14 protein-coding genes and 2 pseudogenes are annotated in these 21,575 nt (G+C 64.5%); 6 read left to right on the forward strand and 10 right to left on the reverse strand.

The features are described 5' to 3' along the window. Positions 1 to 322: 322 nt before the first annotated feature. The 7 genes and pseudogenes from G3N64_RS07205 to G3N64_RS07235 all read right to left on the reverse strand — a co-directional run bounded on the left by G3N64_RS07205 (position 323) and on the right by G3N64_RS07235 (position 9,171). Complete coding sequence (locus tag G3N64_RS07205) at positions 323 to 1,750, reverse strand: MFS transporter (protein ID WP_205783148.1); 1,428 nt, start codon at positions 1,748 to 1,750, stop codon at positions 323 to 325. A 188-nt stretch (positions 1,751 to 1,938) separates the two neighbouring features. Continuing rightward, a complete protein-coding gene (locus G3N64_RS07210) occupies positions 1,939 to 2,565 on the reverse strand; it encodes a hypothetical protein (protein WP_205783149.1) in 627 nt (208 codons plus the stop codon). 188 nt (positions 2,566 to 2,753) lie between these two features. Continuing rightward, entirely contained in the window at positions 2,754 to 3,224 is a 471-nt protein-coding gene (locus G3N64_RS07215) for an SMI1/KNR4 family protein (RefSeq protein WP_346778803.1), read from the reverse strand. Next, positions 3,142 to 3,447: a hypothetical protein gene (locus tag G3N64_RS07220; protein ID WP_205783151.1), complete on the reverse strand. Its 306-nt coding sequence runs from the start codon at positions 3,445 to 3,447 to the stop codon at positions 3,142 to 3,144. Before G3N64_RS07220 ends, G3N64_RS07215 begins: the two co-directional genes overlap by 83 nt. A gap of 111 nt (positions 3,448 to 3,558) precedes the next feature. Continuing rightward, positions 3,559 to 3,948, reverse strand: a pseudogene (locus G3N64_RS07225) (RHS repeat-associated core domain-containing protein); the annotation flags it as partial. Between the two features lie 239 nt (positions 3,949 to 4,187). After that, positions 4,188 to 4,541 carry a hypothetical protein gene (locus G3N64_RS07230; RefSeq protein ID WP_205783152.1) on the reverse strand — a complete coding sequence of 118 codons (354 nt, stop codon included), beginning with the start codon at positions 4,539 to 4,541 and terminating at the stop codon, positions 4,188 to 4,190. 25 nt (positions 4,542 to 4,566) lie between these two features. Further along, on the reverse strand, positions 4,567 to 9,171 hold the full coding sequence (locus G3N64_RS07235; RefSeq protein WP_205783153.1) for an RHS repeat-associated core domain-containing protein: 4,605 nt from the start codon (positions 9,169 to 9,171) through the stop codon (positions 4,567 to 4,569). Positions 9,172 to 9,637: 466 nt separating this feature from the next. Between G3N64_RS07235 and G3N64_RS07240 the strand changes: the two genes are divergently transcribed. Beyond that, the gene (locus G3N64_RS07240; protein ID WP_205783154.1) at positions 9,638 to 12,085 is read left to right on the forward strand and encodes a DUF3772 domain-containing protein; all 2,448 of its coding nucleotides are present in this window, start codon (positions 9,638 to 9,640) and stop codon (positions 12,083 to 12,085) included. 105 nt (positions 12,086 to 12,190) lie between these two features. Here the strand turns inward: G3N64_RS07240 and G3N64_RS07245 are convergent, their stop codons facing one another. Beyond that, positions 12,191 to 13,702 (reverse strand): aldehyde dehydrogenase family protein, encoded by a 1,512-nt coding sequence (locus G3N64_RS07245; protein ID WP_205783155.1) that lies wholly within the window; start codon positions 13,700 to 13,702, stop codon positions 12,191 to 12,193. A gap of 730 nt (positions 13,703 to 14,432) precedes the next feature. Between G3N64_RS07245 and G3N64_RS07250 the strand changes: the two genes are divergently transcribed. From G3N64_RS07250 to G3N64_RS07260, 3 genes are all read left to right on the forward strand, one after another. Next, the gene (locus tag G3N64_RS07250; RefSeq protein ID WP_346778804.1) at positions 14,433 to 15,917 is read left to right on the forward strand and encodes an amino acid permease; all 1,485 of its coding nucleotides are present in this window, start codon (positions 14,433 to 14,435) and stop codon (positions 15,915 to 15,917) included. A gap of 145 nt (positions 15,918 to 16,062) precedes the next feature. Then, a complete protein-coding gene (locus tag G3N64_RS07255; protein WP_205783157.1) occupies positions 16,063 to 17,331 on the forward strand; it encodes an FAD-binding oxidoreductase in 1,269 nt (422 codons plus the stop codon). 115 nt (positions 17,332 to 17,446) lie between these two features. Continuing rightward, positions 17,447 to 18,121 carry a TetR family transcriptional regulator gene (locus G3N64_RS07260; RefSeq protein WP_085042517.1) on the forward strand — a complete coding sequence of 225 codons (675 nt, stop codon included), beginning with the start codon at positions 17,447 to 17,449 and terminating at the stop codon, positions 18,119 to 18,121. Positions 18,122 to 18,196: 75 nt separating this feature from the next. Here the strand turns inward: G3N64_RS07260 and G3N64_RS07265 are convergent, their stop codons facing one another. Next, complete coding sequence (locus G3N64_RS07265) at positions 18,197 to 19,990, reverse strand: phospholipase D-like domain-containing protein (RefSeq protein ID WP_205783158.1); 1,794 nt, start codon at positions 19,988 to 19,990, stop codon at positions 18,197 to 18,199. 105 nt (positions 19,991 to 20,095) lie between these two features. Further along, a complete protein-coding gene (locus G3N64_RS07270; RefSeq protein WP_205783159.1) occupies positions 20,096 to 20,854 on the reverse strand; it encodes a DeoR/GlpR family DNA-binding transcription regulator in 759 nt (252 codons plus the stop codon). Positions 20,855 to 21,060: 206 nt separating this feature from the next. On the opposite strand from G3N64_RS07270, the gene G3N64_RS07275 reads away from it, so the two are divergent. Further along, positions 21,061 to 21,246 (forward strand): hypothetical protein, encoded by a 186-nt coding sequence (locus G3N64_RS07275; protein ID WP_060083291.1) that lies wholly within the window; start codon positions 21,061 to 21,063, stop codon positions 21,244 to 21,246. A gap of 67 nt (positions 21,247 to 21,313) precedes the next feature. Beyond that, positions 21,314 to 21,575, forward strand: a pseudogene (locus G3N64_RS39665) (EamA/RhaT family transporter); the annotation flags it as partial.

Raw genomic sequence — 21,575 nt, forward strand, 5'->3', positions numbered from 1 at the left:
GTACGTTCCGATGGCGGCTAATGAGTCGTCAGGCCCTTCATTCTACGCGTCCGCGCAAGAATCGGCAGCGACGCAAGTCGCGGTTTCACTGCGGATTTGCGCTTCGTCACGCTTTGTTTCAACTCGTTTCCGCTCGGTCTTTCGTTGCGTGGCAAGCTTGCTTGTTTGGCGTTCGAGATCGACACGCGATGCCGCGCTTTTCGTTATGGCGGGATGGCTTCCTTGAATCGATTCGCATGCCATATCATTTTCGATACGCCACACGCGCAATGCATGGCACGCATGCCGCACGAACCGTGCGACACGCGTGCACGACCACCGATTACTTCGAGATGGTTTCGAGCGCGATGCCCTTCGTGCACGGCCCCATGAGCCCGATCGCGGCCATCACGATCACCATCGCGCCCGCGATGAACGCGAATACGCCGAAGGTGCCGAAGCCCTTCAGCACGGCCGCGATCACGAACGACGAGAAGATCGCCGAGAAGCGGCTCCACGAATAGACGAAGCCGACGGCCCGTGCGCGGATCGACGTCGGGAACAGCTCGGCCTGATACGCGTGGAAGCTGTACGACATGATGTTGCTCGCGAGCGTGAGGCCGATGCCCAGCACGATCAGGAACGCGCCCACCGTCGTCTGGCTGAACGACAGCCCGCAGACGACGATCGCCGCCGCCATCGCGACGATCACCGACTTGCGCTCGAAGCGGTCGGCGATCACGAGGCCGATCAGCGGGCCGATCGGCGCGGCGAGCGCGATCACGCTCGAATACATCAGGCTCGACGTGATCGTGATGCCCTGCTTGATCAGCAGCGTCGGCACCCAGTTCGCGAAGCCGTAGAAGCCGACCGTCTGGAACACGTTGAAGATCGTCATCATGATCGTGCGGCTGCGATACGGCTGCACCCACATGTCGCGGAAGCTGCCGCGCGGCGGCACGGGCTCGGCGGGCGCGGGCAGCGGCAGCGGCCGGCCGTATTCGGCTTCGACCTTCGCCTCGAGCGCACGCATGATGCGATCGGCTTCTTCGACCCGCCCTTGCTGAGCGAGCCAGCGCGGGCTTTCCGGCAATTCGCGGCGAATCCACCACACGAACAGCGCGCCGTGCGCACCGATCAGCACGACCCAGCGCCAGCCATCGAGGCCGAACGGTGCGTGCGGCACGAGCAGGTACGCGAGGAACGCGACCACCGGCACCGCGACGAACCCGACCGCCTGCTCGCACGCGAATGCGCGGCCGCGGATCTGCTTCGGTACGAGCTCCGAAATATACGTGCCGATCGTCACCATCTCGACGCCGAGGCCGAGACCGACGACGAAGCGCCAGAAGTTCAGCCCGGCGGCGGTGTCCTGGAACGCCATCACGACGTTGGCGGCCGTGTACCACAGCAGCGACCACGTGAAGATCGCGCGGCGGCCGAAGCGGTCGGCGAGGAAGCCGCATGCAATCGTGCCGATGAAGAGCCCGGAGAACAGCGCGGCGATGAAGCTCGCGACGCCGGTGGTGCCGAACAGGCCGTGTGTCGTTGCGGACAGGATGCCGCTTTTCACGAGGCCCGGCGCGACGTAGCCGCTGTAGAGCAGGTCGTAGAGTTCGAAGAAGAAGCCGAGGCTCAGCAGGATGACGAGCTTCCAGACGGTGCGGGTGGGCGGCAGGCGGTCGAGGCGGGCCGAGATGGAGCCGGGGTCGATCTCCGCAGGGCGGGCGGCGCCCGCTGCGGCGAGCGGGTCGGGCTGGGTGGATGCCATGGTGGCAAGTCTCCGGATTCTTGATTGTCGTTGGCGCCAGCAGAGGGGAACTGGCGAGCGGCTTCGCGCATTTTAGCGAGGCGAACGGCGGAACACATCAGTCATCTGACGCGCGGTCGCGCGCCGCCACGCACAGGAACGGCCTTGATCAAGCCGGTTCCACCGTCACCGGCGAGCGCAGCATGACGTCATACAGGCCTCACCGTCGGCCAATCGACGCTCTCTGCATCCAGAAATTCGACTCCCTTGATGCCGCGCCCGATGGCTTCGTGGCGAAATTCCTCGGAGCAGATCAACGAGTTGCTGCTCCCCTCCATGCCGATCAGCTTGAAGATAGGGCATGCGAAATCGTCGGATACAACCAGCTTCCTTATTCTTGCGATTCCGCCCAATTTCCCGTCTACAAACTTCGATTCGCCGCCATCCACCTCTTCAGGTCGAAAGCTCGGGAAGATTGCAACGCAATAGCCGTCTCCCGATGCGGGCGTTCCTTCCAAAGACAAAATCTTGACCGGTGCGACGTCCACCATCGGGACGTTCAGTTCAGAAACGACAGCACCAAATCTTTCGCGCATCAGGTAATGAAAACCCAAGTCTGCGCGGACATCAAAATCGTACCGGTCGTCTTTAGTGATGAAGACGACGCCATCCGGAAATTTTTCGTGCGCCTTCCCGCGCGACGGGTTTGCATACCAGGGGAAGTATCCGACGCCTACACTCGTGGTGTCCTGATAGTACTTGTCGTACAGCGCGCCATTCAGCATGCCGATCGGGCATCCCGGGTCTGCTCTTTGAGACAGAACGTAATACTTCACGGCAGTTCCTCGCCCGGCAAATCCAACTATCGCCAATCGCAAGCATCAGCAAAAGTACTCGCGCCCCTTTTGTACCACCGGCCTCATCTGGCCGTCTTGCTTCTCTCATTGACATTGGGTCCGTGCGCACAAACAACACGAAGCCACCGGACTTTTGACCAACGGCTCCGAGTGGCGCGACCTTGGATTCACCTCTCCCCCAGCGTCAAGCCTTTGAGATTCACCAACAGATCGGTCAGCGAGTCAGCCGATCTCTCCAAAAAATTCGGGTTCATTACCCCCATCCCCACTTCAAATACTTCTCCGGCAGAGTTAATCAGAATTGCTTGGCCACCGCCATCATCCCCGATCATAAAATATCCAGGAAGATACTTCTGGACTTCATATTCGACATTTCTCTCAGGCAAAATTTCTATTTCATGAAGAGCCAAGCAACCCGTCGAATTTAGACCGTTAGTAATCGAAAGAAATTCAACGTATTCTTTAGGAAAAGACAACCCAGCCTTCACCTCTGCAACATTAATCTGGCTAAGGGTCGCCGGGATTCTGAGTTCGAAGTGTTGGCCAAGATACGCTTTATTTAGCATTGAAAGCTCCCAAACAGTCGAAATATTTGTAATTCTGCCGTATCGCTCGTCGCACGACAGCTTCTGGGACACCTGCTGCCCTCATCTGCCGAGCAGCCTCGTTAAACTCTGTCCGTACATCCGTATTGAAGCCGTTTTGATTTCGGAATGCCCGCTGCATACCTGAGATTTGGGCGTGGACGGATCCCGAAGTGCTCGGCAGCAAAACCGCCGGAGCAGCTCGTGAACTATAGGTCCCGTTGGGGAACACCTGCTGCTTTGCCCATTCCTGCTGAATCGCATGATGCGACTGCACCAGCCCGTCGGCAACCGTATTCGTGTTACCCGGCGCTCGATTCGCTTACGGGCTAAGGTTGCCGTGTTGATCTGCATCATTCACGCGATAGCCGCCCGGTCGGCGGCATGCCAAGCCAAGCGGGTCAATCCAGCTTATCGAGTTAGGCGCGTACTGGTAAACATTGATTCCTCCCGCTAACCCGATCGGATCCTTGCTGACGAACCGCCCACTGCTCGGATCATAGTACCGATTCCGGTTATACCTCAGCCCCGTCTCGGCATCCTCCTGCTGCCCTTGAAACCGTATCGGGTTCCTCGGCGCGATGCCCGCCCGCTGCGACACCCGCGCAATCACCTCCCGCGCTTCGCCCCAGGCACGATACGACGCCTCCCACACCACCTCGCCTAACTCGTCCGTCATCAGCAACGGCGTGCCGATCTGGTCACAGTGGTAGTAGAACAAATACGCGTCCGACTGTCTTTCCGGCACACGTTGCAGCGGATCCTGCTCCGGCACATACGGTTCATCATCGCCGGAATTCAGCACATGCACATCAACGACGACGCGCGCCGCAAGGTGGCAATGCGGATTTTCTAGCCGTCCCATCCTGATGGCCGCCGCTACGCTTCTTCCAGATCGGGGAAAACGAGGAACTGCGCGTTGTTCGATTTCCGAGCCGTGTCGAGTATCGCGCGCAGAAACGACAGGGGCCGCTTACGCGGCCCCTGTCGTTTCACTACTCCTTTCGGATGCGCCCATCAATCAGGCGCAAACTCACTGTGAAGATCGACTGCTGTATCTTCATTAAGCTCCGTTTTGGCTCCGTCGTAACCTACAGCAGTAATAACGAACCGATCAACATTCTCGTCCACGACCCTTGACCCGTCGATTACAGCAAAAAGACCAAACAATGCAACACGGACCGATTCCGCTATCACTTCGTCTAGCAGCCGTTGTTCATCGCTCGGTAAACGAGCACGCCACTCCGAAACCTTGATCAGTAGATCACGAGGTCGCCTCCCCGGAGGGGCAGTAAACGTTCTCACGAGATCATTTGCCGCCTGCTCCTGCACATGTGTCCGGATCGCAGCAACGAATTCCTCTGTATTCATGACTGAAGTCCCTTTTACGTGAATACTATTTCTTAAAAGCCTTTGGGTACATTCCCTTGTTGAGCGCGATGAGCCGTTGCAAACACTTGTTGGAAGCGTTTGTGTATCGTCTCAAGTCTCTGATGTCGCTTGCCAACAAATCTCTCGCTGTTCCCGAATACACGCCCTTACGCGTCGGAATTTGTTCATGTTCACCGGCGGGAACAGCTATGGCTGGGCCAGTCTTTGGATCGTAGCCAGCAACAACCTGGGCGGCCGGGTGTTTTTGCATAGCGTGGTGAATGTCTAGATTGTCGCCAGAAGCTGAACGCCTCTTGAGCTCGTCGTACGGACCAACATCGTATTTCGAGCACGGATCGCAAGGGCAACGTGCCAAGCCGAGCGGATCAATCCACAGCGTCGGATTGGGCGCGTATTGATATACGTTGATGCCACCCGCCAACCCGATCGGGTCGCTACTAATGAACCGCCCCGTTTCCTGATCATAGTACCGATTCCGGTTATACCTCAGCCCCGTCTCGGCATCCTCCTGCTGCCCTTGAAACCGTATCGGGTTCCTCGGCGCGATGCCCGCCCGCTGCGACACCCGCGCAATCACCTCCCGCGCTTCGCCCCAGGCACGATACGACGCCTCCCACACCACCTCGCCTAACTCGTCCGTCATCAGCAACGGCGTGCCGATCTGGTCACAGTGGTAGTAGAACAAATACGCGTCCGACTGTCTTTCCGGCACACGTTGCAGCGGATCCTGCTCCGGCACATACGGCTCGCCCTCCCGCCACACCGGTGTCTGAATCCCCGCAACCGGCTGAGCCGTCACATATTGGGCAAGCGGGGCGAACGATTCCGGCTCGTACACATACTGCGTCGCACCACCCTCGCCGCTTTCATAAGCAAGCTGATCGCCATCCCAGCCGAACACCGTCCGCACACCATCGACGTCCTTGCCGATCCGGCGCCCGAACGCATCGTAGAAATACCGCGCTTCATGCTGCCGCTCAGACTCCTCGACACGCGCGATTCTCAACCGGTTGAATCCATCCCACTCGTATTGCTGCCTACCCGACGGCGAACGCTTCCCGATCAAATTCCCGCGTGCATCGTATTCGAAGTGCGTGCCAGCGTATTCCTTCAACAGATTGCCGAGCACCTTCGGCACTTCCGGCGGCAACGTGCTGTCCACGCTGTCCGGCACGACAGGACTCGCCTTCGCCAGCCCCGGCGTACGCGCGTGCTTCGGGCTGCCTTGATCGACGATGTTGCTTGCCGGGTCGAACGCGAAATGCTCCGCGCCGAGCGGCCCGATCGCCTCAATGAGGCGACCAATAGGGTCATAGCGATAACTGATCAGCCCCTTCCTGCTGTCCTCGATATGCTCGAGCTGCCCCGCGGCATCGTACCGATACCGACGCTCGGCCAGTGCCGCCGGCGCATTCGATCGCCGAACAGCCTGCCGGGTAATCCGGCCGGCCGGATCGTATTGCGTCTGCTGCGCCAGCTTGCTCGACAACGTCCGCCCCGTTTCGCGGTGCAGATCGTCACGCTCGAACTGGATACGCTCCTCGCCATCGAGCACGAGCCCGTGCACGTGACCAGAGCCATAGGTCAGCCAGTCCAGCACATGCCCATCGGGTCGAACGGTCTTGATCCGCGTGCCGATTTCATCGTATTCGTGATGCCACACGTAGCTGCGCGATTCGGCGCCAAACAACCGATAGGCGTGATGCTCGCGAACCAGATTACCGACCGGATCGAAGAACATCTGCATCCGGCTGTGACTGTTACGCGCCTCGATGAGCCGTCCGCTCGCGTCGTACGCAAACCGCTCCTCGCTGGCACCCGAGATCCGGCGCGCGATCCGGCCAGCCTGATCGAACTCGAGTTCGGTCACCTGCCCGGCCTCGTCGATCTTCACCGGCTGAAGCGTGCCTTCGTCGTATCCGTACGTCGTCCGCTTGCCGTCGAAACCGATCTCTTCCAGCAAGCGCCCCGCAGGATCGTAGTGAAACTGATAGGTCGCGCGATTCGCATCGGTCAATGCAGTCAAGCGACCGAGACGATCATAGCGATATGAAAGCGTGTAGCCGAGCGCATCGACACGGCTTGCCACGCGTCCCGCCACATCGTACGAAAAGCGCGTGACGCGTTCCATCGGATCGGTTTGGGACAGTAACCGACCTTCCGCATCATGCGTGAATCGGACGGTGCCTGCTGCCGACGAGATCTCGCTCAACCCACCATTTTTGCCGTACTGGTAGACCGTGGCATTGCCCGCAGCATCGACCGACTGCGCGAGTCGCCCATCGGCGTCGTAGCGCCACTTCGTCACCTTGCCGGAACAGTCGGTGTACTGAAGCAATTGTCCGGCTTCATCGTAGACGAGTGCCTTCGCACCGCCCTTCGCATCGACCATCCTGACCGGCATCCCGGCGGCGTTGTACGCGTACTTCGTCTCATGCCCGAGCGGATCCTTCTGTCCAACCAGATTGCCCGCGTCGTCATACGAACGCTCCCAAACGTGCCCTTCGGGATCCTTGAGCCGAACGAGCTGATCCTTGTCGTCGTACTCCATCGCGACAACCGCCCCGTCGACGCGATAATGCTTCGTCATGTTCCCGCGCGCGTCGTAGTCCATCTCCTCGATGCCGCCGTCGCGATGAACGTGCATCACCAGGTTGTTGTCCTGGTCGCGCCGCATCCACTCCTCGGTTCCGTCCGGATAGGCGATCCGGTACATGTACCCACGGATGTTGTAGTAGTACCGCGTGACGTTGCCCAGCGCGTCGGTCACATAGGTCAGCCGGATGTTCGGATGCCACATCAGGCGAATGTCGTGACTGCCGTCATCGGCATATTCACGCACGCACCGTGCGTTCGTGTTGTCGTCGCGCTCGGCCCCCTCCCACTCAAGGTTCATGCCACGGCCGGTGCGATCCGTATAGCGGGTAATCAGATGGCGATGGTACGCATACTGGCGTGCATTACCGTATCGATCGGTTGCCCGAACCAGGTCGCCGTTCTCGTCGTATTGGTACTGCGCGAGCGTCGTGCGCGTGTTCGCGTCGATGATCTGCTCGATCGTTGCGATACGCCCGCGGCTGTCGTGACGAAACGCGAGCGTATGCCCAGCCGAACTGACGAGCCGCGCCAGGCGATTCGCGTCGTCGTAATCGAGCGCGATCGTGTTGCCCGCGCGGTCCTTCTGCAATGCGAGGCGGAACGAATCGCCGCGCTTCTCGTAGACGTGAAGCAAATCGTGACCGTACGCGACAGTCACCCACGTGTCGTCGAGCCGGCTCAGCGTGACGCCTTCCACGCGATCGTCGTGAACGGCGCCTGCCGCGAGCACCGGATATTCGATGTTGCGGCCGGTTGGATCGCTGTAGATCCACTTGCCGCCCCGAACGTCGATCCGCGTCATGTACGGCGACAGCCAGCGCGCACCCAGTTCGCCGTCATCGTATCCGGCCAGCCGGGACCGATAGACCCGCATCCACACGACGGGCATGGCACCCGGCAATTCGAAATCGGCATGGGAAAACGTCTCGTCGCCGAACGCATAGCTGATCGAACCGCTCGACGCGCCGAGCCCGCACTCTTCGCAGTGGTCGACGCCGGAGCCCTTCGCTTTCGCCTCCTTCTTCGTCGCTGCAACCGGTACCTGTGGCCGCCGGGCCTCTGCTTCCGTCGTGCCCTGCGACTTGATCGATGCCGCCCGCATCGCTTCGCGCTTGTGCCGCAATGCATTGATCAGCTTCAGCAGCAGCCACATCAGCTTGCCTTCGTCGCTGCCCTTCAGTTCATTGATCTTGCCGACCACCACCGGCGCCAACGTACGCAGCGACACAGCAATCGAGCGAATCGGCGCGACGTACTCCTCGGGAACGAACCCGGCCGCCGTGCTGCCAGCGGAGTTGGCGTTGCGCTTGCCGAGCGCCACCCCGGACTCGCACAGATAACCCCACGCCCCCTTTACCTGGTCCTTGCTGAACCATCCGCTCTTCTTCATCAACTGCCGGTATTCCGCGGCTTCCTGTTCGTTCTTCGTCGGATCGAACAGCTTGCCCGCCGCCACCGCGTCGATGCCGTCGGCCAGGCCCGTGAAGATCTCCTGCGCCTTCGCCGCGCAGTGGTCGATCAGGTCGTTGACCACGGCCTGCAGCTTCGTCAGGAAGTCCTCGACCTCGGTCGAAAACGAGGCCTGCACGTGCGTGACGACGATCGACACGAGCGCGGCCCCGATGTCGCGCTTGTGAATCAGAAGCTGATTGCGGATCAGCGCCAGCAGCGGCCGTGCCGTGAGGCGCATCGGCGCCAGTACCGGCGGAAACGGAATCACGCCGATCAGGTTGATCGCCAGTCCGAGATAGTCGAGCAGTTCACCGCCCCGTTTGCGGATGATCGAGACGATGTCGGTCAGGGCGTCGGCCAGCGCCATGAGGTTGTTGAGGATCGGAATCATGCTGGCCACCGTCGCCAGCCGGTCGACGTTCACGTAGCCGTTCGTGACGCTGATCAGCCACGCGTTGAAGCCTTCGCCGGACGCCACGACGTCGTCCGGATGCACATCGGTCAGCCACGGGGTGGCCTGCTCATATTCCGCACCCGGCGGGAGTTTTTGATCTGCCATGCTCTCAGGATTCTTCTCGTTGTTTGTTTTTCGGCCCGCGGTAGCCGTCCCCGGTTCGTATCTTGGACGTCATGCCAGCGACCCGCGGCATTGTACCGACGAATGGGCGACTGGAAAATGAAAGGTCACGGCTCTCGAACCCGCACCCGAAACGGGTTATCGCACCCTATTTATTGGCGTGGCTTGCCCCGAATGTTATGTAAATTCGGTAACCATCTATCTGGCCGATCGATGTCACCGAGCACCACGAACCGCGACCTGTCCTACGTGGCACGATCAATGCGAGCCCGGTAAACCGGGCACAAGCGGCCAGATCGCAGCCCATCGCACCCGCACGGCGCCCGGATTTTGCCCCCTCAGATTCGAACATCGCTCGTCCCCACACCCCGGTAACATGCTACCGGGCCAACCACCGGCTTCCGGGCGCCTTTCGGCGACGGCATTGTCGGCAAATCGTAAGCATTCCATGTCCATACAACGACTATCCACCTACGCGCGCCGGATCGCGCTGATCGCGCTGCTGCAGTTCGCGGCGATCGCGACCGCGTCGGCGTTTCCGGCGCCCGCTTCGGCCCCGGGCGCGAGCGGCGTCGGCGTGCCCGTTCCGGCCATTTCGCTGAACGACGCCATCGCGCAGCTCAAGCAGATGCAGGCCGAGCAGGACCGCATCAAGCAGCAGACCTCGACTGCCTCGAGCAGCAAGGAGCTGGACGCGCTCGGCGATGCGACGCAGGAGCTGAGCACCGATGTCGAGAAGCTGCAGAGCGAGCTCGTTCCACAGCGCGCGCAGGTCCAGGCGCAACTCGACGTGCTCGGTCCCCCGCCTGCCGCGGGCGCTGCGCCGGAAACGCCGGCCGTCGCGAATCAGCGGGCGACGCTGAACGCGCGCAAGACGCAGCTCGATGCCGCGTTGAAGCAGACGGCCGACCAGAAGGCCAACCTCACGAACCTGAGCGAACAGTTCGCGAAGCTGCATCGCGGCCTGTTGAAGAATCAGCTCGCGTTCCGTTCGGGCGGCATTTTCAGCGCGCAGTTCTGGCTGCCGCTGTTCCATGTTTCGCCGGATGACGCGCAGCGGCTCGGGGACTTCAAGGAAGAAATACGCGACATGCTGCGCTCGTCGTGGGTGGCCGGACAAAAGACGATCACCGTGCTGCTGCTGGTTGCCGCGTTCGCGGCGTGGCTCGGCGGCCGCCGGCTCATCGAGCGCGGGCTCGCCTGGTTCTGCGTGAACCGCCTGCCGGCCACCCGCTTGCGCCGCAGCGCACTGGCGTTGTCGACCGCGCTGTCGACCCTGCTGGCAACCGCCATTGCCGTTCAGATCCTTTACCTCGCCGTCGCACGCCATTACGAACTCACACCGGGGCTGACCGATCTGTGGGACCAGTTCGCGAAGCTTGCCGCAACCTGCGCGCTGATCGCCGGGCTCGGCCGCGCGCTGCTCTGCACGAAGCATCCGTCGTGGCGCCTGCCCGCGCTCGCCGATGCCGTCGCGCTCGCGATGCGGCCGTTCCCCGGCATCCTGGCCGCGCTGCTGCTGATGTCCGGCACGCTCGAATCGATCAACCGGATCGTCGACACCAGCCTGTCGGTCACGCTGTTCGGCCGCGGGATCGTGTCGCTCGTCGTCGCGGTGACGGTCGGCGCGTCGCTGCTGCGCTCGAACCGCGCACGCAGCGCGCTCGCGGCCGCCGGCGAGGCGCCCGAGCAGCGCTCGACGCTCGCCGGGCTGATCCATGCGGCCGTCACGCTGGCCATCGTCGCGGCCCTGGTCGCACTCCTGATCGGCTACATCACGGTCGCGCGCTTCATTACCTACGAGCTCGTGTGGTTCGAGATCGTGCTCGGCACCACCTACATCCTGATCCAGTTGACGCGTGACGCGAGCGAAAGCCTGTTCTCGTCGAGCCTGTCGACGGGCCAGCAGATCAAGCACCTGTTCGCGCTCGAAGACCAGCACCTCGACCAGGCCCGCACGGTCCTGTCCGGTTTCGGCACGAGCCTGCTGATGCTGATCGCAGCCATCGCGCTGCTGACGGGCGGCTTCGGCACGACGCCGGGCGACCTGCTCGACAGCGCGGTCGCGATGATCGGCAGCCAGCGGCTGCAGAGCCTGAACATCATGCCCGACCGGATCATGAACGCGGGAATCGGCTTCGCGATCGGCTTCTACCTGCTGCGCTCGCTGCGCCGCTGGCTCGACAGCGAGTTCATGCCCGCGCTCGGCATGGATACGGGGATGCGCGTATCGCTGATCACGCTGTTCACCAACGTCGGCTACGTGCTGCTCGTGCTGATGACGCTCGGGCTGCTCGGCGTCAGGTGGAACAACCTCGCGTGGATCGTCAGTGCGTTGTCGGTGGGTATCGGCTTCGGCCTGCAGGAAATCGTGAAGAACTTCGTGTCGGGGCTGATCCTGCTGACCGAGCGCCCGGTGAAGGTGGGCGACATGATCAGCATCTCGGGCGTCGAAGGCGACATCCGCCGCATCAACGTGCGCGCGACCGAGATCCAGCTGAGCGACCGCTCGACCGTGATCGTGCCGAACTCGCAGCTGATCTCGCAGAACCTGCGCAACGTGACGATGGGCAACAGCACGCAAGGCGTCGCGACGCTGGTGCTGACGTTCCCGCTGAACACCGATCCCGAGCAGGTGCGCGACCTGCTGCTCGACGCGTATCGCGAGCATCAGGCGATTCTCGACAAGCCGGCGCCGTCGGTGACGTTCAGCCAGCTCACGCCGGACGGCATCACGCTGAGCGTGACGGGTTACGTGTCGAGCCCGCGGATCGCGAGTTCGACGAAGAGCGATCTGCTGTTCGAGATCCTGAAGCAGTTGCGCGCGGCGGGGATCACGCTGTCGAGCCCGCAGATGCTGGTCGTGCAGAACCTGCCGGCGGCGGGCGACGCATGACGCGGCTCGCACGCCTGCCGTCGCGCAGATGAACGAAGGGCCGGCACCGCAACGCGGCAGCCGGCCCTTTCTACTTATACGCAGCGCCCGTCCGGGCGCCCCGCATCAGACGTCGAACTTCACGCCCTGCGCCAGCGGCAGCTGACGGCTGTAGTTGATCGTGTTCGTCGCGCGGCGCATGTAAGCCTTCCACGCATCCGAACCCGACTCGCGGCCGCCGCCCGTTTCCTTCTCGCCGCCGAACGCGCCGCCGATCTCCGCGCCGCTCGTGCCGATGTTCACGTTGACGATCCCGCAGTCGCTGCCCGCTGCCGACATGAACTGCTCGGCTTCGCGCATGTCGTTCGTGAAGATCGCCGACGACAGGCCTTGCGGCACCGCGTTGTGCAGTTCGATCGCGTCGTCGAAGTTGTCGTAGACCATCACGTACAGGATCGGTGCGAACGTTTCGCGCTCGACCACCGCCGATTGCTTCGGCATCCGCACGATTGCCGGACGCACGTAGTACGCATCCGCGTGACCGACGTCGACGCGCTCGCCGCCCTTCACCTCGCCGCCCTGCTCGCGTGCATCGCCCAGCGCCTTCTGCATCGCATCGAACGACCCGCGATCGACCAGCGGGCCGACCAGCGTGCCTTCCTCGAGCGGGTTGCCGACCTTCACCGACGCGTAGGCCTTCTCGATGCGCGGCAGCAGCTGTTCGACCAGGCTGCGATGCACGATCAGGCGGCGCAGCGTCGTGCAGCGCTGGCCGGCCGTACCGACCGCCGCGAACGTGACCGCGCGCACGACGAGGTCGAGATCGGCGCTCGGCGCGACGATCATCCCGTTGTTGCCGCCGAGTTCGAGGATGCCGCGCGCGAGACGCTGGCTCAGCACCTTCGCGACTTCCTGGCCCATCCGCACGCTGCCCGTCGCGCTGACGACCGGCACCTTCTTCGACGCCGTCAGCACCTCGCCGACGTCGCGCATGCCGAGCACCAGCTGGCTCAGCTCCGCCGGCGCGACGCCCGGGTGGGTCTTCTCGAATTCGCGGATCGCCTTCTGCAGCAGCACGTGGCATGCGATCGCGGTGAGCGGCGTCTTCTCGGACGGCTTCCACACGACCGAATCGCCGCATACGAATGCAAGCGCCGCGTTCCACGCCCACACGGCGACCGGGAAGTTGAACGCCGAGATCACGCCGCACACGCCGATCGGGTGCCACGTTTCCATCATCCGGTGGCCCGGGCGCTCGGATGCGATCGTGAGACCGTAGAGCTGGCGCGACAGACCGACCGCGAAATCGCAGATGTCGATCATTTCCTGCACTTCGCCGAGGCCTTCCGACGTGATCTTGCCGGCCTCGAGCGTGACGAGGCGGCCGAGCTCGGCCTTGTGCTCACGCAGCACGTTGCCGAACACGCGCACGAGTTCGCCGCGCACCGGCGCCGGCACCGTGCGCCACTTGAGGAATGCGTCGTGCGCGGCGTCGATCTTGCGCTCGGCGTCGGCGGGCGTGTCGACGGCCAGCGTCGCAAGCGTCGCGCCGTCGAGCGGCGAACGCGCGGTGAGCGCATTGCCTTTCCACTGGGCGAGATCGATATCGAGCGCGGCAAGAATGTCGTTGAATTGCATCACTTCCTCTTCAGGGACAGATTGATCGGTGCGGCGGCAGCGCCGCCCGCGTGATTCGATTGGAGCGCGTTCGCGCGCCCTGTGCAAGCGGATGCGCCGCGCGGCAGGCCCGGTGCGCCATTCGGCGCATCGCGCTGCGCCGCCGCCGGAAGCCCGGCCGGGCGGCGCGCCCCCGCCTCGCAAGGCACGATCCATGAAACACATTGTCGGTGGCCACAAGCCGGGCCGCTATTGATATTAACTCACGACTTCATTCCGAAAACGCAATACCTCAACGGACAGACCGGATGCGTTTTTGAGCCGATATGGGACGTTTCCAAAGCCCGTGGCCGGGCCATCGGACGCATCGCGGCACGACGCAAGTTGATGACAAACCTGCATCACCCTGTTCTGAAATATCGTTTGCCGGCCATACATCGGGCACCCACAATCGGGGCGACGTCGAGGTGCAACGCACCCGGCGCGCCGCCGGCCGCCATGACGGCTGCCGGACGACAGACGAAGGCGACACGCATCGCGGCCCGGTTCATCCGGCCCGTTCCGGCACCGCATCACCGCTGCCCGGCCCGCGGCCGGCACCGCGTCGCGCTTCGTCACCGAAAAACAATCCCGGAGACAGCACCCAGCGCCCGCCATGCATTCAGATGCCCGCCCCGATTCGCCCCGTCCGTCCGGCTCGCCGCCCGCGAAGCCGTCCCTCCACCGTGCGCTGCAGGCGCGCCATCTGCGGATGATCGCGATCGGCGGCTCGATCGGCACGGGCCTGTTCGTCGCGTCCGGCGCGTCGATCTCGCAGGCCGGCCCCGGCGGCGCGATGCTCGCGTACATGGTGATCGGCCTGATGGTCTACTTCCTGATGACGAGCCTCGGCGAAATGGCCGCGTTCATGCCCGTGTCGGGCTCGTTCGCGACCTACGGCGCGAAGTTCGTCGACGAAGGCTTCGGCTTCGCGCTCGGCTGGAACTACTGGTACAGCTGGGCCGTGACACTGGCGGTGGAGCTCGTCGCCGCGCAGCTCGTGATGCATTACTGGTTCCCGCACGTGCCGGGCGTCTGGTGGAGCGCGCTGTTCCTCATCCTGATCTTCGCGCTCAATGCGCTGTCGGTGCGCGGCTTTGGCGAAGCCGAATACTGGTTCGCGCTGATCAAGGTGCTGACCGTGCTCGCGTTCGTCGGCGTCGGCCTGCTGATGATCTTCGGGATCATGCAGGGCGGCCCGAGCGCGGGCTGGGGCAACTTCACGATCGGCGACGCGCCGTTCGCCGGCGGCTGGGCGACGATGCTCGGCGTCGCGATGATCGCGGGCTTCTCGTTCCAGGGCACCGAAATGATCGGCGTCGCGGCCGGCGAATCGGAAAACCCGCGCACGACGATCCCGCGCGCGGTGAGCCAGATCTTCTGGCGCATCCTGCTGTTCTACGTGCTGGCGATCTTCGTGATCGGCGTGCTGATCCCCTATACCGACCCGAGCCTGCTGAAGAGCGACGTGACCGACATCGGCGTGAGCCCGTTCACGCTCGTGTTCCGCCACGCGGGCCTCGCATTCGCGGCCGGCGTGATGAACGCGGTGATCCTGACGGCCGTGCTGTCGGCCGGCAACTCGGGCATGTACGCGTCGACGCGGATGCTCTACAACCTCGCGGTCGAAGGCCGCGCGCCGAAGATCTTCGCGAAGCTGTCGCGCGGCGGCGTGCCGCGCAACGCGCTGTATGCGACGACGGCCGTCGGCGCGCTGTGTTTCCTCACGTCGCTGTACGGCGACAAGACCGTGTACCTGTGGCTGCTGAACACGTCGGGCATGGCCGGCTTCATCACGTGGCTCGGCATCGCGGTCAGCCATTACCGGTTCCGCAAGGGGTTCCTGAAGCAGGGCTACCGGCTCGACCAGTTGCCGTACCGGTCGAAGTGGTTCCCGTTCGGCCCGCTGTTCGCGTTCGCGCTGTGCGCGGTCGTCGCGCTCGGCCAGGACTACCAGGCGCTCCTCTCCGACAAGATCGACTGGGTCGGCGTCGCCGCGACCTACATCGGCATGCCGTTCTTCCTCGCGATCTGGCTCGGCTACGCGCTGGTGCGCAAATGCCGTCTCGTGCGCTACGAAGACATGGAAATCGCGCCGTGGATCGAACGCAACGCGACGCCCGAACCCGCCCCGCAAGCCGACACCGGCTACGCGGGCTACGTCGCCCGCCCGGCCAACCCGACGCCGGGCGCCTGACCGCGCGGATCGGCCCGCGTCGCACCGGCCGCCGCCCGAGCGCGGCGGCCGTGCCCTGAAACTCCCCATTCGACGCGGCGCGCGCGTTCAGGCAAGATCGACGCGCGCCGCCTGTTTTTCCGCCGTTACGAGTCAACGAAATCGCATGCAGAACTTCTACGAAGCCACCGTTACCCGCCAGCCCTACCCGCAACTGACCGGCACGATCGACACGCAGGTCTGCATCGTCGGCGGCGGCCTCGCCGGCCTGTGCACGGCGCTCGGCCTCGTCGAGCGCGGTGTGCACGACGTGGTCGTGCTCGACAGCGAACGGGTCGGCTTCGGCGCATCGGGCCGCAATGGCGGTTTCGTCTTCGGCGGCTACAGCCTCGACAACGCCGACCTGCTGCGCACGCTCGGCCGCGACGAAGGGCGCCGGCTGTACCGGCTCACCGTCGATGCAGTCGACCTGATCCGTGCGCGGATCGCGCGCTACGGCATCGACTGCGACATCGTCGACCAGGGCGTGATGCTCGCGAACTGGTTCGACGATCCGTCCCGGCTCGACAGCGTGCGCACGCTGATGAAGGATGAACTCGGCGTCGACTGGGCACCCGTTTCGACGGACGCGCTGCGCAATCGGCTGAAGACGCAGCGCTATTACGGCGGCCTGTTCGAGCCGAACGCGTTCCACTTCCATCCGCTCAAGTACGTGCTCGGCGTCGCGGCCGCCGCCTCGCGCGGCGGCGCACGCGTGTACGAACGCTCGGCCGCGCTCGGCATCGCGCGCGAAGGTGCCGGGTACGTCGTGCGCACGGCACAGGGCACGGTGCGCGCGAAGGACGTCGTGTTCGCCGGCGGCGGCTACGCGCGCGGCGTGTCGCCGCGTATCGAGCGCGCGGTGCTGCCGATCGCGACCTACGTGATTGCAACTGAACCGCTGGGCGCGCGCCTGCCCGACGCGATCGACGCGCCGTACGCGATCTACGACACGCGTTTCGCATTCGACTATTACCGCCCGCTGAAGGACACGCGCATCCTGTGGGGCGGCCGGATCTCCGTGCTCGACCGCGGCCCCGATGCGATCGCCCGCCTGCTGAGGCGCGACCTGCTGCGCGTGTATCCGCAACTGGAAGGCGTGAAGGTCGACTATGCGTGGGGCGGGCTGATGAGCTACGCGCGGCACAAGATGCCGCAGATCGGCCGCGACGCGGACGGCGTGTGGCACGCGATCGCGTTCGGCGGCCACGGAATGGCGCCGACCACGGTTGCCGGCGAAGCGCTCGCGGCCGCGCTGGCCGAAGGCCGGCCGGTGCCGGAAGGCTTCAACGCGTTCGGCCTCACGCGCACGTTCGGGCTGGCGGGCCTCGCCGCCGCGCAGCTCACGTACACCGCGTACCAGGCCCGCGACGCGCTCGCGTCCTGCCGCCGCTGAGCGGCGGCCACGGCGGCCGAAACCGCGTGCCGATTAGAGCGGAAGGTCGGCCGGGCGGGAATTTCCCACATGCTAGAATGGCTTTTCCAAGCCGCCGAAGCCACAATAAATTCACATGAAAGCAGGAAGCAAGGCCGCCACGTCCGACACCCGCGCGCTTCCGTCCGATGCGCGGCGCAAATACGATCCCGAGCAAACCAAGCGCAACATCCTCGACGTCGCCACGCAGGAATTCTCCGCGATGGGCCTCGCCGGCGCGCGCGTCGATGCCATCGCCGAGCGCACCAACACGACGAAGCGGATGCTCTACTACTACTTCGAAAGCAAGGAAGGCCTGTACGAGGCCGTGCTGGAGAAGGTGTACGGCGACATCCGCGCACTCGAGCAGGAGCTGCACGTCGGCGACATGGAGCCGCGCGAGGGCATGCGCCGCCTCGTCGAATTCACGTTCGACTATCACGACAAGCATCGCGACTTCGTCCGCCTCGTGTCGATCGAGAACATCCACGGCGCGAAGTATCTCGAACAGCTCAAGTCGTTCAAGAACCGCAACGTCAGCATCATCAAGACGCTCGAGGAACTGGTCGAGCGCGGCGCGGCGAGCGGCGCGTTCCGCCAGGACATCGACGCGTTCGACCTGCACCTGCTGATCAGCTCGTTCTGCTTCCACCGCGTGTCGAACCGCTATACGTTCGGCGCCGCGTTCGGCCGCGATCCGTCGGCGCCGCGCCTGCGCGCGCGGCATCGCGACACGATCGCCGACGCCGTGCTGCGCTACGTCGCCGCGTAACCGGCGGCGTCAGCCGGTTTCCCTGCCAGTCAAACGCCGGGCGCGCGTCATCCGCGCCCGGCGCTCTCCCGGGCGTCAGTCGGTCGGCGCGGTCGACGCCAGTGCGATCCGCGCCTTCTCTTCCGGGCTGCCCGCCACGTAATACTTCTTCGCCCAGCTCGAATCGGGCGCAAGCGCGAGCCGCGCATGCGCGCCCGCGTCCGCGTCCGTGCCGTGCTGCTTCGCATTGATCGCCAGTGCCCGCGCGCGATAGTGCTCGTAAAGCCGCAGGAATTCCGCGAGATAGATCGCCGCGATCCGCGGGTCGCGGATCTCGAGCAGGTTCTCGTCGTTGTACTGCTCGGAATTGCGGCTCATGTTCGCCGAGCCCGTATAGACGACCGGATTCGCGCCTTCCGCATCGATCACGATGAACTTGTGATGGATGACGACGGGCGGAAAGGCCGGCGCCGGTTCACCTGGAAAGAGGCGCAGTTCGGGCTCGAAACCCTGCGGCACGGTGGCCGGAGAAAAATACGCGGCATCGATCACGTCGTGGTTGTCGCGGCTGCGGTGGTACAACTCGAGGTTCGCGAGCGTCGCCGCATCGAGCGTCTGGCCAGCCTGCTGCGCGGCATCGGCCTTCGTCGCGCTGCCGACGTTGATCTTGTTCACCAGCCCGAACATCATCAGCCCGCGGTCGCCGGCCGCGAAGCACGCGTCGCGCAGCGCCGCGTCGGTCGGCATGAACAGGCAGAACGACACCGAATGCTTCGCGGCCGCGATCGCGGCGACGATCGTGTCGATCTCGGTGCGCTGCCCCGCCGGCTCCGGTGAAAACGCGAGCCGCACCTGCGCACTGCCGATCGTCATCGGCTCCGACCAGCCCGGCGACAACCGCGCCGTCTCCGCGATCGACGGATTCCCGGCCAGCGCATGTGCCCGATCGTTGTACAGCGCGGCGAGCGCGGGCGAGTCGAACGCGTGCAGCACGTTCGCCTGCTCCGTGAGCCCCTCGGTCGTGAAGTTCGCGGAACCGGTCAGCACGCGTGCGGGCACCGCGTTCGACGACGCATCGGTCACGATGAACTTGTCGTGCATGATGTGCGTCCGGTCGCGCGGCGCAAGCGTCGCGAGACCCTGCAGCGCATCGACGGCCGGCTGGTTCGGCGACGGCAGCGGCGGCTTGCCCTTGCGCGCCGTCGTGTGCGCGTCGTAGACGATCGCGAGCGACGCTTCGCCGTGCTTGCGCCCGAACGCTTCGAATGCGGGCAGCGCCCACAGCGTGTCGGTCAGGTGATAGACGGCCGACGCCGCGCGCGATGCGGGGTCGAGCATCTCCGCGAACACCTGCTCCATGTCGTTCGCGAGCCACGTGCGCAGCTTCAGCGCCTGCGCGTCGCTCGGCGCTGCATTCGGCGCGAAGCCCAGCGCCGCCACCTGCTTCGCGAATGCCTGCGAGCTGACCACCGCGCGGTTGAACCACGTGCCGATGCCGTCCTCGATATGCGCGGGCAGCACGACGTTGCACACGCCGGCTTGCGCGTCGAGCACCTGCAGGTTCGCCGGCGTGCCGACGACTGGATACACGTCATAGCGGAACGATGCGCCGCGGTCCTGCGGATCGATGCGCGCGTCCCACCACATGAATTTCTGGATCGGTGCCTGGTCGGTCGGCGCGTCGCCCTGCGTGTGCGCGGCCGGGCCGTCGAACGTCAGGCGGTTCGGCAACCAGCTGTCCGGCGCGCGCGTCTTGCCGTCGGCCGACCAGAAGCCCGGCGTGCGCCGGATCGCGAAGCCGAGGAAATCGGACCGCGACGCCGCATCGGGCCAGTCGAAGGCCAGCAGGACCAGGGTGGGGGAAAGATAGCTGCGCACGCTGACGGTCATTCGTTGCTCCCTGGCCTTGCGGCCGGTCGAGGTGAATGGGTCAGTCTTGACGGCGGTTCTTCCCGGGGGATGACGGTTCGATGAACCTTGTATGTCGGACGCGCGTCAGTCGCACACGAGCAGCTCGATCCCGCGTGCGGTCAGTGCGCGGCGCACGGCCTTGTCGGGCGCGCGTTCGGTCACGAGATAGCGGGCAGCGGCCGTGCCGTTGATCCGCACCGGCGTCACGCGGCCGAATTTCGAATGGTCGGCGACGATGATCGCGGTGCCGGCCGCCGCGATCATCCGGCTGCGCACCTCGGCCGCGAGCCGCGAGTAGTCGGTGCATTCGCCGTCGGGCGTGATGCCGCCGGCGCCGACGAACGCGTAATCGACGTGGTACTGCGCAAGCTGCTGGATCGTGTCGAGCCCGAAGGTGGCGTCCTCGTCGTCGGACAGCTCGCCGCCGAGCAGCGTCACGCGGTTGCCGTTGCGCCGCGCGAGCACGAACGCAGTACGCCAGTCGTTCGTGTAGATCGACAGCCGGTGCCGGTCGGCAAGCGCGAGCGCAACCGCATGCGGCGTGCTGCCCGAATCGATCAGCACCGATGCATCGTCGGGCACGAATTCGGCCGCGCGCCGCCCGATCGTGCGCTTCGCTTCCGCGTTCGCGGCTTCGCGCTCGGACAGGCTCGGCTCGCGGCGATCCGCGGCCAGCGCGCCGCCGTGCGTCATCACGAGCAGGCCGCGCGCGGCCAGTGCGTTCAGGTCGCGCCGCACGGTTTCGCGCGACACGTCGAGCGAGCGGACGAGTTCCGCGACCGACAATGCGCCCGACCGTCCGAGCTCCGACAGGATGAATTGATGACGTTGTTCCGCCAGCATCGCGTGTGCGCCCGAGGCGACTGGTAATGGGTGAGCCGGCCATTGTATTACGGCCGTTTGACCGGCATTTGACGGCGGCGGGAAGCCCCGCAGGCCGTGTCTCCCGAAAGCGAAATTCTGTATTGCCTGGCGCGCGCGAATCGGCGCGGCGCCGGTTGCTACACTTTGCGCTTCGCCGAACGACACCAAGCAAAGGGGCTCGTGCCATGTATCGCAAAGGCAGTGTGATCGAAATCCAGTTTCCGCCCGAACGCCTCAACGACGCGGCCGGCGATCCGTACTGGATCGACCTGACGCTCGACGAAGCCCGCCGGCTCTACGAACAGCTCGCCGCGCGCTTCGCGAACGACGCACGCGCCAACCAGCCGCTCGACACGTTCTCGATCGACTGATCGCCGCGGCTTCGCGCGCGCCCGCTCCGTATGAGGGGCGGCCCCCATCCCCTCGCCCCGGCGCCGCATGCGCGGCACGCAGCATGAGTGCAGGATTCGACAAGACGCCCGCATCGCTTCCCCCGATACTGGCCGACTTCACGATTCTGTCCGGCCGCCTCGCGGCCCGCCACGCATGCTGACCTCGATCGTCGCCGCCGCTTTCGTCGCACTCTGGTCCACCGGCTTCATCGTTGCGCGGGCAATCAAGCCCTACGCCGATCCCAACCTGTTCCTGCTCGCGCGTTTCGCGGGCACGGCCGCGCTGTTCGGCGCGGTGGCGCTCGTCG

Source organism: Burkholderia sp. Ac-20344, assembly GCF_017104975.1.
In the GTDB taxonomy this organism is placed as follows: domain Bacteria; phylum Pseudomonadota; class Gammaproteobacteria; order Burkholderiales; family Burkholderiaceae; genus Burkholderia.

Coding starts and splice junctions, on each gene's coding strand:
- G3N64_RS07205 (WP_205783148.1), bottom strand. CDS start 1,750: ATGGCATCCACCCAGCCCGACCCGCTCGCCGCAGCGGGCGCCGCCCGC.
- G3N64_RS07230 (WP_205783152.1), bottom strand. CDS start 4,541: ATGAATACAGAGGAATTCGTTGCTGCGATCCGGACACATGTGCAGGAG.
- G3N64_RS07235 (WP_205783153.1), bottom strand. CDS start 9,171: ATGGCAGATCAAAAACTCCCGCCGGGTGCGGAATATGAGCAGGCCACC.
- G3N64_RS07240 (WP_205783154.1), top strand. CDS start 9,638: ATGTCCATACAACGACTATCCACCTACGCGCGCCGGATCGCGCTGATC.
- G3N64_RS07245 (WP_205783155.1), bottom strand. CDS start 13,702: ATGCAATTCAACGACATTCTTGCCGCGCTCGATATCGATCTCGCCCAG.
- G3N64_RS07250 (WP_346778804.1), top strand. CDS start 14,433: ATGATCGCGATCGGCGGCTCGATCGGCACGGGCCTGTTCGTCGCGTCC.
- G3N64_RS07255 (WP_205783157.1), top strand. CDS start 16,063: ATGCAGAACTTCTACGAAGCCACCGTTACCCGCCAGCCCTACCCGCAA.
- G3N64_RS07260 (WP_085042517.1), top strand. CDS start 17,447: ATGAAAGCAGGAAGCAAGGCCGCCACGTCCGACACCCGCGCGCTTCCG.
- G3N64_RS07265 (WP_205783158.1), bottom strand. CDS start 19,990: ATGACCGTCAGCGTGCGCAGCTATCTTTCCCCCACCCTGGTCCTGCTG.
- G3N64_RS07270 (WP_205783159.1), bottom strand. CDS start 20,854: ATGCTGGCGGAACAACGTCATCAATTCATCCTGTCGGAGCTCGGACGG.
- G3N64_RS07275 (WP_060083291.1), top strand. CDS start 21,061: ATGTATCGCAAAGGCAGTGTGATCGAAATCCAGTTTCCGCCCGAACGC.